This window comes from Nonomuraea pusilla (genome assembly GCF_900109355.1).
GTDB lineage: Bacteria > Actinomycetota > Actinomycetes > Streptosporangiales > Streptosporangiaceae > Nonomuraea > Nonomuraea pusilla.
In genome coordinates this window covers 142,151-153,686 of the sequence record NZ_FOBF01000025.1, presented here as the reverse complement: position 1 = coordinate 153,686, position 11,536 = coordinate 142,151, and the positions used below count along the sequence as shown (strand labels likewise).

Annotated in this window: 12 protein-coding genes and 1 pseudogene; 6 read left to right on the top strand and 7 right to left on the bottom strand. The window is 74.2% G+C overall.

The genetic code is table 11. The annotated features are described in order from the left end of the window. The coding region (locus BMX74_RS36845) for a serine hydrolase domain-containing protein (RefSeq protein WP_091105120.1) at nt 1–1,283 on the top strand (1,283 nt) is incomplete at its 5' end. Then, nucleotides 1,199–2,100: pseudogene (locus BMX74_RS46790) on the top strand (DUF3237 domain-containing protein). The gene BMX74_RS36845 and the pseudogene BMX74_RS46790, both read left to right, overlap by 85 nt. A 117-nt stretch (nt 2,101–2,217) precedes the next feature. Here BMX74_RS46790 and BMX74_RS36835 read toward each other — a convergent pair. From BMX74_RS36835 to BMX74_RS36815, 5 genes are all read right to left on the bottom strand, one after another. Next, nucleotides 2,218–2,703, bottom strand: coding sequence for a hypothetical protein (locus BMX74_RS36835; protein WP_091105118.1), 486 nt, complete (start codon nt 2,701–2,703; stop codon nt 2,218–2,220). Nucleotides 2,704–3,090: 387 nt separating this feature from the next. After that, nucleotides 3,091–3,687, bottom strand: a complete 597-nt coding sequence (locus tag BMX74_RS36830; protein WP_055502305.1) for a response regulator — start codon at nt 3,685–3,687, stop codon at nt 3,091–3,093. Next, the gene (locus tag BMX74_RS36825; protein WP_091105117.1) at nt 3,687–4,787 is read right to left on the bottom strand and encodes a sensor histidine kinase; all 1,101 of its coding nucleotides are present in this window, start codon (nt 4,785–4,787) and stop codon (nt 3,687–3,689) included. The genes BMX74_RS36830 and BMX74_RS36825 overlap by 1 nt, the downstream gene beginning before the upstream one ends. Before the next feature lie 20 nt (nt 4,788–4,807). Further along, nucleotides 4,808–5,497: an ABC transporter permease gene (locus tag BMX74_RS36820; protein WP_091105115.1), complete on the bottom strand. Its 690-nt coding sequence runs from the start codon at nt 5,495–5,497 to the stop codon at nt 4,808–4,810. Beyond that, nucleotides 5,494–6,207, bottom strand: a complete 714-nt coding sequence (locus BMX74_RS36815) for an ABC transporter ATP-binding protein (protein ID WP_091105113.1) — start codon at nt 6,205–6,207, stop codon at nt 5,494–5,496. The genes BMX74_RS36820 and BMX74_RS36815 overlap by 4 nt, the downstream gene beginning before the upstream one ends. 199 nt (nt 6,208–6,406) lie before the next feature. Between BMX74_RS36815 and BMX74_RS36810 the strand changes: the two genes are divergently transcribed. Further along, nucleotides 6,407–6,682: an isoamylase early set domain-containing protein gene (locus BMX74_RS36810; RefSeq protein WP_055502309.1), complete on the top strand. Its 276-nt coding sequence runs from the start codon at nt 6,407–6,409 to the stop codon at nt 6,680–6,682. Between the two features lie 39 nt (nt 6,683–6,721). Here the strand turns inward: BMX74_RS36810 and BMX74_RS36805 are convergent, their stop codons facing one another. Further along, nucleotides 6,722–7,708, bottom strand: coding sequence for a LysR family transcriptional regulator (locus BMX74_RS36805; protein ID WP_091105112.1), 987 nt, complete (start codon nt 7,706–7,708; stop codon nt 6,722–6,724). A 117-nt stretch (nt 7,709–7,825) separates the two neighbouring features. Between BMX74_RS36805 and BMX74_RS36800 the strand changes: the two genes are divergently transcribed. The 3 genes from BMX74_RS36800 to BMX74_RS36790 all read left to right on the top strand — a co-directional run bounded on the left by BMX74_RS36800 (nt 7,826) and on the right by BMX74_RS36790 (nt 10,486). Further along, nucleotides 7,826–8,947 (top strand): pyridoxal-phosphate dependent enzyme, encoded by a 1,122-nt coding sequence (locus BMX74_RS36800; protein WP_091105110.1) that lies wholly within the window; start codon nt 7,826–7,828, stop codon nt 8,945–8,947. Between the two features lie 80 nt (nt 8,948–9,027). Continuing rightward, nucleotides 9,028–10,203 (top strand): ArgE/DapE family deacylase, encoded by a 1,176-nt coding sequence (locus BMX74_RS36795; protein ID WP_091105109.1) that lies wholly within the window; start codon nt 9,028–9,030, stop codon nt 10,201–10,203. Nucleotides 10,204–10,300: 97 nt separating this feature from the next. Continuing rightward, nucleotides 10,301–10,486: a hypothetical protein gene (locus BMX74_RS36790; protein ID WP_091105107.1), complete on the top strand. Its 186-nt coding sequence runs from the start codon at nt 10,301–10,303 to the stop codon at nt 10,484–10,486. 18 nt (nt 10,487–10,504) lie between these two features. Here BMX74_RS36790 and BMX74_RS36785 read toward each other — a convergent pair whose 3' ends face one another. Continuing rightward, entirely contained in the window at nt 10,505–11,533 is a 1,029-nt protein-coding gene (locus tag BMX74_RS36785) for a DUF916 domain-containing protein (protein ID WP_256257496.1), read from the bottom strand. Nucleotides 11,534–11,536: the final 3 nt, after the last annotated feature.

Genomic DNA, 11,536 nt, shown 5'->3' with positions numbered 1-11,536 from the left:
AGACCGCCGAGTCGCTGGGCGTCGTCGGCGCCCAGGTGGCCGTCGTCAGCGGTGGGGACGTGCGCGTCTGTTCCACCGGCCTGGCCAACGCCGCGCTCGGCATCCCGGTGACGGACGACACGCTCTTCCAGATCGGCTCGACCACGAAGGTGTACACGGCCGCCCTGGTCATGCAGCTCGCCGACGCGGGTCAGGTGGACATCGACGCGCCGGTCAGCGCCTATCTGCCCGAGCACCACTTCGGCGCGATCACGCCGCGGCAGCTCATGGCGATGACCAGCGGGCTGGACAACGGCCCCTATGCCGACACGGGACGCGGCGACGACTGCGTGGCCGCCTACGTGCGCCTCATCCGGGACATCCCGGCCATCCACCAGCCGGGCGCGGGTTTCGGCTACACCAACGCCTCGACCATCGTCTCCGGCCTGCTCGTGGAGCGGATCACCGGACAGTGCTGGGACGATGCGCTGCGTGACCGGCTGCTGGCGCCCGCCGGGCTCGCTCACACCGCCAGCCTGGCCGAGGAACTGCCCTACCACCGGGTGGCCGTCGGGTACGCGGGCGGCGAGCCGGTGCGGCCCTTCTTCGTCTCCCGCGGCATGGGGCCGTCCGGCTCGACGCTGTGCGCGAGCGCGCCGGACCTGGCCGCCTTCGGCCGGCTCTTCCTGCGGGGCGGCGAGGCCGCCGACGGCACCCGGGTGCTGTCGGCCCAGGCCGTGGCGGAGATGACGACGCCGCAGGTGGACGTGCCCGCACGGTGCTTCGCCGACCACTGGTGCGTGGGTCCGTACCTGAAGATCTGGGACGGCGTGCGCGTCTACGGGCACAGCGGCACCACGCTGAGCGGCTCCTCGACGCTGCTGTGGGTGCCGGAACGCGACCTGGTCGTGGCCACCGTGGTCAACGTGGCCGACCGCGGCTACCCGTTCGCCGACGCGGTGATCCGCGAGGTCATGCGGGCGGAGGCGGGCATCGAGAAGCCGCCGCTGCCGCAGCCGGACCCGTCGCAGCGCGTCTCGCCCGAGCCGTACGTCGGGCTCTACGAGACCCATGACGGGGTGTTCGAGGTCGGGCACGTGGACGGGCGCCTGCGCCTCACCCTCCGCAGCGCGGGCGGCTCCGCCGTCGGCACCGACCTGATCCCGCTGGGCGATCATCGTTTCCTGCCGACGGACGACGCCTTCACCGGGAACCACATGTGGGACGTCGCCTTCGTCATGGGCGAAGCCGGTCGCGCCGTACGTCTGCTCAACGGCGCGTTCGCCGCCCGTCGAGCTGCCTGACCAGTCCTCGCGGGCTCCGGGGCCGCACCACGCGCCGCCGCCCCGGGGCGCGTGAGGGGTGTCCGGCGGCCTGCGGAATCTCGGGTGCTCATTCGCACCTTCAACGCCGGGGAGCCCCCACCGTGTCTTTCGCGCCGTCGCTCGCCTTCGCCTTCGAGATCCGGGCCCAGATCGCGCCGACGCTGCACGTCGGCCACGGCGACGGGGAACGCACCGAGTTCACCCCGATCGTCGGCGGAACCGTCACCCGCCCGCGACTGAGCGGCACGGTGCTCCCGGAGGGGGCGACCGGCACAGCACCCGCGGCGAGGTGTGCGACCTGGACGCGCGCCGGCTGATGCAGGCGGACGACGGCGCGGTCGTCGGCATCGTCGACCGCGGCTACCACCGGCCCGGTCCGCACAGCCTGGACCAGTACGACGAGGGCCTCCAACTGACGCGCGCCGGCCTCTGCTACCGGACCTCGCCCGTCTTCCGCACCGACGCCGCCGCCCACCGGCGGCTCGCTGAGACCGTGTTCGCCGGCAGCTCTGCGGCAGACGGCCCGCGACCACATCGCCGCCCGCGCCCAGCCCGTGCTCGACAAGGCCTACGGCTCGTCCTGCGTCCGCCCCTGTGCACGGGGCTCACGGCGGCCCAGGGTGTGATCGTCGTCGGCGTCGTTCACGGCTCCTCTGTCCCTTCCTTGGCTCCTAGACAGGGCTGCCGTCGCGCTCCCCTATGGATGCCGTCGCACCTCTCGTGCAGGTCCTCGTCGGACTCGTCGGAGGGGCGTTCACGAGGAGGACTGACCTGGAGCGCGAGAGTGGCCGGGTAGATCGCTTCCCGCTCGGGCTCGTGTCGGAGCGGGGCCGTATCCGGGCGCTGAAGCGGTAGGTGGCCGATCTCCCCCGCAGAGGACTGGCATCCCTGTTCCAGGGTCGCGGGCTCACGGCTAAACGCCTATGTAGGCCATGTTGCTCATGGGCAGCCCTGTGCTTGTAACCTGCTCGCGCAGCTCGCTGCTCATGTGCGTCTCTTTGAGCGGCTCGACTGTAACGATGGCGAACGGCCATCTGGCCGACTTCAGCCAGATCTCAGGTGGCTCCCCACGCGATACCTGCCAGCCGCGTTGCTTCAGCCGATGCTCGACCTCGGCGACCACGTCCTGCTTCGCGTTTCCATCGAGGTAGACGACGAGGTTGTTCAGTTCGACGTAGTTGTTCTCCCACTCGTGCCCCACGATGCTCTCTTCACCGACGACCTGGCCGACGGCCCGTAACTCCGAGAGCATGGCCGGGTCTACGCGCGATATGCGGGGGCCGAAGAAGAAGTCCAGCACGACCCACCCGAGGCCCACCACCAAGAGCACAGCAGTCAACGAAGCCACGAGCGGGACCACGACGCCCTTCAGGCGATCGCGTACGTACGACGATGTCATGCCACCTGCACCTCCTCGACCAGCCGATCAGGCCGCCGGTCGCCACGCCCGGCGATCAAGGGCGAGCGCTGCCGAGAACGTTACCGCCCCTTCGCTCCTGCCGGGCCGTCTCCTGTTCGTCGTCGCCGCCCTCGCCTTCTGCTCCGCGGCGGTGTTCTCCGGCGTCCTGTACGCACAGCGAGCGGGCGTTCCCCCCGGCCGCCGCCGTCAGGGAGGCGGTCGCCGCAGGAGCAGGGCTGGGAACGCGTCGTCCCCTCCGGCTTCGACTCGCCCTGGGTCTCCTGCGAACGCCTCCTCGACCGGCGCCCGCCGAGCCCGCCTGAGCAGGCGGGGAGCGTCGCCCGGCACCGGCGGTGACGGTGCGCCGGGCGTCAGGTGTGCCGGGCGTCAGAGGAGCCCGCGTTCCATGGCCACGACGACCGCCGCGGCCCTGGTCTCGACGCCGAGCTTGGCGAAGACGTGCTTGAGGTGCGTCTTGACCGTGGTCTCGCTGATCAGCAGGGTCCTGGCGATCTCCTTGTTGGCCGCGCCCCGTGCCACCAGGCGCAGCACCTCCAGCTCGCGAGGGCTCGGCTCCTGCGTGGCGGGCCTGCGGATGAGTGCGGACGCGATCGACGGCGCCAGGACCGCGCCGCCCGCCGCCGCCACGCGGACCGCCCGGTGCAGTTCCTCGCGGGGCGCGTCCTTGAGCAGGTATCCCGCCACCCCGGCGGCCATGGCCCGGGTCACGTCGGCGTCGGTGTCGTAGGTGGTCAGCACGATCACCTTGATCTCCGGGTGGTCCGCGCGCAGCCGCTCGATCGCGCCGACGCCGTCGAGACCGGGCATGCGCAGGTCCATGAGCACCACGTCGGGGCGCGTCCGCCGGGCCATGGCGAGCGCCTCGAAACCGTCGGACGCCTCGGCCACCACCTCGATGTCGGCCAGGTGGTCGAACATGCCGCGCAGTCCGTCGCGGACCACCGGGTGGTCATCGACGATCATCAGTTTGACGGGATGCGCAGACACAGCGCGGTCCCCTCCCCCGGCGCCGACTCCACGGTCAGCGTGCCGCCCACGCCGCGGGCGCGCTCGCGCATGGCCGCCAGCCCGTAGCCGGAACCGCGCGCGCCCGGGTCGAAGCCGATGCCGTCGTCGAACACGTCGAGCGTCACCTCGTCGTCCATGTAGGTCAGCGTGATCGCCACCCGGCCCGCCCGCGCGTGCTTGGCGGCGTTGGACAGCCCCTCCTGGGCGGCGCGCAGCAGAACGGTGCCCGCCTCTCCCGGCAGTGGCCGGGGCGTGCCCTCCACCGTCACGGTGGCGCTCACCCCGGACGTACGCGACCACCGCCCGGCGACCTCCGCGAGCGCCGCGTCGAGGCGCGCGTCCTCCAGGGGCCCCGGCCGTAGCGCGTCCACCGAGCGCCGGGCCTCCCGGAGGTTGTCGCGGGCCAGTTCCTTCGCCAGCGCGAGCCTCCTGCGTACGGCGGGCAGGTCGGGACGTCCCTGTTCGGGCATGGCCTGCTCGGCCGCCTCCAACTGCGTGATGACGCCGCTCAGCCCCTGCGCGATGGTGTCGTGGATCTCCCTGGCCAGCCTCGCCCGCTCCTCCAGCACGCCGACCGTCTTGTTCTGCGCGCTCTGCCGGGACACGTAGGTCACGAACATGCCGATCGCCACCACCAGGCCGCAGCTTCCGGCGAGCTGCCAGCCGACGCCGGGATCGTCCAGGTAGCCCCTGGCCGCGAACGTGCATCCGATGACGGCCACCGCCCCGGCGTACGACCAGGGGGTGGGCAGCATCAGGTACGCCTGGGGCATCAGCCCGAAGATCACCACGTCGTAGGAGCGGTCGGCGAGCACCAGCGCGACGTAGAGGGCGCAGAGCACGGCCAGGTGGAGGGCCATGGGGTGGAGCCGGCCGAGCAGGCGCGGCTCGCGGACGACGAAGAGCCAGTGCCAGCCGGCCAGCAGCGCGAGCGCCACCAGGGACACCGGTGCGGGGCCCTCGCGCTCGCCGGCCGACAGGATCAGCCCCAGCGCCAGGCAGGCGTAGTACAGCAGGTGGAAGGCGCGCAACCAGCGCGCCTCCCAGACGTTCACCCGGTCACTCCCCCGCTCGGTCACTCCCATCGGAACAGCGCCGCGGCCACCGCCGTGCCCGCCACGATTATCCCCGCCAGGATCACCATGGGGAAGACGGCGGCGGTGCCGGTCCAGGCGGCGTTCAGCGCGTCCACGCCCGGCGTCAGAGGCAGGAGGTCGCCGATCTGACGCAGCGAGCCGGGCAGCGCCTTCCGGGGGACGGCCGCGCCCGCCAGGAAGATCATCGGGAACATGACCAGCATGCCGATCAGGCCGGCGCCCCTGCTGGTGCGCACGATCGCGGCGATCACGAAGCCCAGCGCGCACGCCATCACCGAGCACAGCAGGAACGCCACCGCCAGCAGGGGCACGTTCGCGGGCGGCCGCGCGCCGAAGATCACGATCGCGGCGGCGATCAGCAGCACCGAGCCGGCCAGGGCCGCGGCCGACTGCGCCACCAGTTGCGCGGCGAGCAGCAGGACCGGGGAGACCGGCGTGGTCGCCAGCCGCTTGAGCACCTTGCGCTCGCGGTATCCGGCCACGGTGGCGGGCAGCGCGCCCATGCCCCCGATGGCCGCGATCATGGCGGCGTAGCCGGGGACGGCGCCGCTGTCGCCCCGCTTGAGCACCAGCAGCATCAGCGGAAAGGCCACCATGAAGAACAGCGAGGCCGGATCGCGCGACAGCAGCCTCAGCTCGGTGGCCGTCAAGGCCGTGAACGCCTTCATCGGTCCGTTCCTTCCAGGGCGAAGTACGCCTCTTCGAGCGAGGCGGTTCCGGTCCCGGCGGTGATCTCGCCAGGGGTTCCCATGGCCTCGATCCGGCCGCGGGCGAAGACGGCCACCCTGTCGCAGAGGGTTTCGGTCTCGTCGAAGTAGTGGCTGACCAGCACCACCGTGGTGCCTGAGGTCTTCAGCTCCCGCACCAGCCGCCAGGTCTCCCGGCGGGAGATCGGGTCCAGGCCCGTGGTCAGCTCGTCCAGCACGACCACCTCGGGGCGGCCGACCAGGGCCAGGGCAAGCATCAGCCGCTGCTTCTGGCCGCCTGACAGGTCGCCGTACGCCTTGCGCGCCAGCTGGCCCAGGCTCCAGCGCTCCATCACCTCCTGCCAGTCGCCGGGGCGGCGGTAGAAGGAGGCGTACAGCCGCATCGCCTCGGCCACCTTGATCCGCTCCGGCAGCGCGCTCTCCTGCAGTTGCACCCCGATCCGCTCGGCCAGGGTGCGCCGCCCGCGCGCCGGGTCCTCGCCCAGCACCCGGATCGTGCCTCCGTCGGGCCGCTTCAGCCCAATCAGGCACTCCACGGTCGTGGTCTTGCCGGCGCCGTTGTGGCCGACGATCCCGAAGGTCTCCCCGGCCCGGACGGTGAACGTCACACCGTCCACGGCGTTCCTGTCCCCGTACGTCTTTCGCAGGTCCGTCACCTCGATGGCTTCCATGCCTCAAGGTTTCCGCCGCGGCGGGCGGCGCGACATCGCCCGTCGCGTCGTCCGGCATCCTCCATCCGGGTGATGGCGGGCGACGGGGAGAGGGCGGCGCGAAATCAGGTGAACAGTACGTTACGTGCCGCGTGTCCTGTTCGTCCGGACTCGTGGGACGCGTCAGGCTACGGCCGTTCCCCGCCCCTCGGAGGCCGTCATGCTCAGCCGCGCACCGCTGTTCGGCACGAAGACCCGTGTCACCTTCGCCCTGCCCGCCGACGAGCCGCCCGGCGTGGTCAGCGTCGTCGGCGACTTCAACGACTGGACCCCGGGCCGCCACGAGCTCCTGACCCGCCGGCACGGCAGGCGTACGGTGTCGGTGATCCTCCCACCCGGGACGCACCGCTTCCGCTACCTGGCGACCGGCGGCCTCTGGTTCGACGACGAGACGGCCGACCACGTCGACCGGCACGGCAGCCTGCTCCACCTCTGACCCGGCGCCGCACCCGCTCCGCCCGCGCGGCCGGGACGGTCAGCTCGGCCGTGGCGGCGCCGCGCGGGCGGCGGCGGCGCGGCGGAGGGCGTCCCTGCAGGCCAGGACGGCCGGATGCGCGCTGCGGCCGACCCGGACGCTGGTGAACAGGCGGCGCGAGCCCCGCCCCCCGGGCAGCGACCGCAGCCGCACCGTCGGCGGCTGCCCGCTCCACACGAGGTCGGGGAGGAAGGCGGCGGCATGCCCCTGCTCCACCAGGCGCAGGTGGAGCAGCAGGTCGGAGCTCTCGAAGCGGACGTCCGGCTCGAACCCGGAGTCGCGGCACAGCGCCACGGCCCACTGGCGCGCGGCGCTGCCCTCGGGCTCCATCACCCACGCGGCCTCCGCGAGCGCGCCCGGCAGCATCCCACGCCGGGACGGGGCCCGCCCAGGACGACCCGCCCCGGCCCCTGCCCCGGCCAGAACGCGCGACGCCTTCCCCTGCCCGGACGGCGGGGCCGGGCAGGCCAGGCGGAGGGGGTCGTCGAGGAGGTCCTCGTGCTCCAGGCCCGATGGCCGGGACCGCGGGTGGCCCGGGTACTCCTCCGCGACGACCAGGTCGAAGTCGCGGGCCTGCAGGGCGGGCAGCGCCGCCTCCGGCTCCATCTCGGTGACGTGCACCCGCAGTGCCGGATGCCGCTCCCGCAGCGCGGTGAGGGCGGCCGGCAGCAGGGCCAGGGCCGCCGTCTGGAACGCGGCGACACGCAGCGTGCCGGTCAGGTCCGCCAGCGAGGCCGCGACGTCCGCCTCGGCCCGCTCCAGGCGTTCCAGCACCGCCTCGGTGTGGGCGACGAGGATCTCCGCCTGCGGGGTGAGCCGTACGCGCCGCCCGACCGGCTCCAGCAGCGGCACGCCGACCTCCGCCTCCAGCTGGGAGAGCTGCTGGGAGACCGACGAGGGGGCGTAGGACAGGGCGGCGGCGACGGCCGCGAGCGTGCCGCGGTGCTTGAGCTCGCGCAGCAGGCGCAGCCGGTGCAGGTCGAACACGGCGGGGCCCCTTCCGCGTGCGGCGGGCGCGCGCCGCCGACCGTTCGGTTTCACCGACGAATATAGGACGGAAACATCCGCTTGACCGTACGGAAGGCAGGGCCGCAGGCTGATCCTGTGCCCGAGACCGCCACCGCTCCCCGTACGCCGCCCTGGTACGCCAGGCCCGCCGCGCGCCGCTGGACCTGCCCTCCCGCCCCCACGGAGGTGCGGCGCTTCCACGCCTCGCTGCCCGGCTACGCGCCCACCCCGCTCACCGAGCTCCCGGCGCTCGCCGCCGAGCTGGGCGTCGGCCGGGTGTTCGTCAAGGACGAGTCGCGGCGGCTCGGGCTGCCCGCCTTCAAGGCGCTGGGCGCGTCGTGGGCGGTGCACAGGACGCTGGCCGCGCGCGCCGCGGACGGCGGCGGGCCCGGCCCTGTCACCCTGGTCACGGCCACCGACGGCAACCACGGGCGGGCGGTGGCCCGCACGGCGCGCGTCCTCGGGCAGCGCGCCCGCGTCTTCGTCCCCCACGGCGTCCATCCGCGGGCCGTCGCCGCCATCGCGGAGGAGGGGGCCGAGGTGACCGCGGTCGAGGGCCCGTACGACGAGGCGGTGCGGCTGGCGGCTGAGGCGGCCGGCGCCCCGGACGCGGTCCTGCTCCAGGACACCGCCTGGCCCGGCTACGAGCGGATCCCCGGCTGGATCGTCGAGGGCTACTCCACGCTCTGCGCGGAGATCGACGAGCAGCTCGCGGCGGCGGGAGCGGGGACGCCGGGCCTGGTCGCGGTCCCCGTGGGGGTGGGCTCGTTGGCGCAGGCCGTCGTCACCCACTACCGGAGCCGGCCCTCGGCGGCGCCTCCCGCGCTGCTGGCGGTGGAGCCGGTGGCGGCGTCCTGCGTGCTGGAGAGCCTGCTGGGGGGCGAGCCGGTCGCCATCGCGACCGGCGAGACCGCGATGGCCGGGCTGAACTGCGGCACCCCGTCGAGCCTCGCCTGGCCCTTCCTGCGGGACGGGCTGGACGCGGCGGTCGCCGTCACCGACGCGCTCGGCGCCCGCGCCGCCGCCGACCTCGCGGCGTGCGGAGTCTCCTCCGGCCCCTGCGGCGCCGCCTCCCTCGCCGGGGCACGGGCGGCGCTCACCGGCGAGGGCGCGGGCGCCCGCCGATCCGCGCTGGGCGTCGGCCCCGCCACCGTCGTCGTCCTGCTGAACACGGAGGGCACAGCCGCCAACCCGCACGCCGCCCCCGCCGCCCGCTGACCATGCCCGCCGACCACGCCCCCTGACCACGCCCGCCGACCACGCCCGCCCTTCGTACGCGCTCCCCGAAAGGCCCTTTCATGTCGCCCACCGCTTCCCCGGACGCCGACGCGCAGGACCTGGACCCCGAGCGGCTTCTCGCCCGGCTCGTCGCCATCGACTCCGTCAACCCGGCGCTCGTGCCCGGCGGCGCGGGCGAGGGCGCGATCGCGGACTTCTGCGCCCGCTGGCTCACCGGGCACGGCTTCGAGGTGCACCGGCTGGAACGCCGTCCCGGGCGCCCCTCGCTCGTCGCGATCGCCCGCGGCGCCGGCGGCGGCCGTTCGCTGATGCTCAACGGCCACCTCGACACGGTCGGCCTCGCCGGCTACGACGGCGACCCGCTCAGCCCCCGCCGCGACGACGGCAGGATGCACGGCCGCGGCACGTTCGACATGAAGGGCGGGCTGGCGGCCATGATGGTCGCGGCGGCCCGAGCCGCGGCGGGCGGCCGGGTCCGGGGCGACGTCCTGCTCGCGTGCGTCGCCGACGAGGAGCACGGCAGCTTCGGCACCGAGGAGGTGCTGGAGTCGTTCACGGCCGACGCCGCGATCGTCACCGAGCCGAGCCACCTCCAGGTCACGCTCGCCCACAAGGGCTTCGCCTGGTTCGAGGTGGAGATCGCCGGTCGGGCGGCCCACGGCTCGCGGCCCGACCTCGGCGTCGACGCCATCGCCAAGGCGGGGCACTTCCTCGTCGCGCTGGAGGACCTGGGCGCGCGCCTGGCCGCCGGTCCGGCCCACCCCCTGCTGGGCACGGGCACCGTGCACGCCTCCCTCATCCAGGGCGGCGAGGAGCTGTCCACGTACCCGGCCCGCTGCCGGGTCTGGCTCGAACGCCGTACGGTGCCGGGCGAGAGCGCCGCCGCGGTCGAGGCGGAGCTGACCGCCGTGCTCGACCGCCTGGCCGCCGCGGTCCCCGGCTTCCGCTACCGGCTGACCCCCGGCCTGAGCCGGGAGCCGTTCGAGGCCGACCAGGAGTGGGAGATCGTCCGCACGCTGACCCGCCACGCGGAGGCGGTGCTCGGGCACCCGCCGGCGGTGCGGGCCGAGCCCTTCTGGACGGACGCCGCCCTCCTCGACCGCGCCGGCATCCCCTGCCTGCTGTTCGGGGTGGACGGGGAGGGCGCGCACGCCGCCGACGAGTGGGTGGACCTCGCGTCGCTGCACCGGCTCACCGAGGTGCTCACGGCCACGATCACGGATTTCTGCGCCTGAAGCGAGCCCGCAAAAGGTACAGAACTTTTCGAACGTATGAGCTAATGAACGGCGGTGTGCGGTCATACCTCTAGGAGCCAGGCCGAGAGGAGCTGCCATGCCCATTCGCGACGTACTGATCCTGACCATGGCGGGCGCGCTGTCAGGGGCGGTGATGACGGCGCTCAAGCTGGGGAGCGGCGCGCCGTGGCCGGACGCGCTGTCGTGGGGGCTGGGGGCCGCGGGGGCCACCTTCGCCACCGTCTGGACCATGCTGAACGGCAGGAGCGGCTCGAACCGCTGAGCCCGCCCGGCTCACGGCTCAGCAGGGGCGGCGGAAGAGGACGCGCCTGGCGCGCAGCCGCCTGCGGACGATCCACGCCGCCGCCCCGGCCAGCCCCACGACGAGCACGGCGGCCACGGTGGTCCGCCTGACCGGGCCGTCCAGCGCCGCGGGCAGCCCCCGGCTCCCCGCCCTCGCGGGGAAGGTCAGCGTCCCCTCGGCCGTGCGCTCGACCCAGCCGCTGGCCAGTTCGAGACGGAACCGCCACGGCCCGTCGGGCAGGTCGGCGCCGGTCACCACGGTGACGTCGGCCTGCCCGCCGGGGGCCAGCGTGGTGCCGGTGCTGACGGGGAACGGTCCCGCGGACAGCGAGCTGGGGCCTCCGGTCAGCATCAGGGTGCCGTCCAGGTCGAGGGCGCGCTGCCCCGTGTTGGCGACGCGGGCCACGAGGGCGGGCCGCCCGTCGCCGGTGCGCTGCGGCACGACCTCGCTGACCCGGAAGTCGGAGGGCGGCTCGCCGCCGGGCCCGACGTCGAGGTAGACGCGGATGCCGACCCGGTTGACCACGCTGATGCCGGCCCCGGCGCCCGTCGGTGCGGCGGTCTGCGCCCAGATGACGGCGTAGCGCTCCTGCCTGGAGGCGCCGGCGGGCACGGCGACGGTGGCCTTGACGCGGGCGCTCCCGTTCGGCGGCAGCGTCACGGCCGGCCTGTCGAGCCGGATCCAGGAGGTCAGCTCGTTCTGGGCGCGTTCGGGCGCGAAGGTGAAGCGGCCGTGGTCGATGCCGGCCGCCGCCGCGTACACCTGCACCTGCTGGGGCCTGTCCGACGTGCTGCGCAGCTCCAGCCGGCGGGTGAACGTGGTGCCGGGGTTGACGTGGTCGACGATGAAGCGCTGGGCGCGGACGTCGTCCACCCTGTTGGCGGGGATCTCCAGCAGCCGGATGCTGAGCGCGCCCTCGGGGGCGGCGGGCCCGGCGGCGGCGGCGGGGGCGGCCAGGAGGGACGGCAGCGCGAGCAGGGCGGGCAGCGCCGCCCGGACGGGGCGCGCAGGGCGGGTGAAGGGCATCGT

Coding starts and splice junctions, on each gene's coding strand:
- BMX74_RS36830 (WP_055502305.1), bottom strand. CDS start 3,687: ATGATCGTCGATGACCACCCGGTGGTCCGCGACGGACTGCGCGGCATG.
- BMX74_RS36795 (WP_091105109.1), top strand. CDS start 9,028: ATGTCGCCCACCGCTTCCCCGGACGCCGACGCGCAGGACCTGGACCCC.
- BMX74_RS36785 (WP_256257496.1), bottom strand. CDS start 11,533: ATGCCCTTCACCCGCCCTGCGCGCCCCGTCCGGGCGGCGCTGCCCGCC.
- BMX74_RS36835 (WP_091105118.1), bottom strand. CDS start 2,703: ATGACATCGTCGTACGTACGCGATCGCCTGAAGGGCGTCGTGGTCCCG.
- BMX74_RS36815 (WP_091105113.1), bottom strand. CDS start 6,207: ATGGAAGCCATCGAGGTGACGGACCTGCGAAAGACGTACGGGGACAGG.
- BMX74_RS36810 (WP_055502309.1), top strand. CDS start 6,407: ATGCTCAGCCGCGCACCGCTGTTCGGCACGAAGACCCGTGTCACCTTC.
- BMX74_RS36790 (WP_091105107.1), top strand. CDS start 10,301: ATGCCCATTCGCGACGTACTGATCCTGACCATGGCGGGCGCGCTGTCA.
- BMX74_RS36820 (WP_091105115.1), bottom strand. CDS start 5,497: ATGAAGGCGTTCACGGCCTTGACGGCCACCGAGCTGAGGCTGCTGTCG.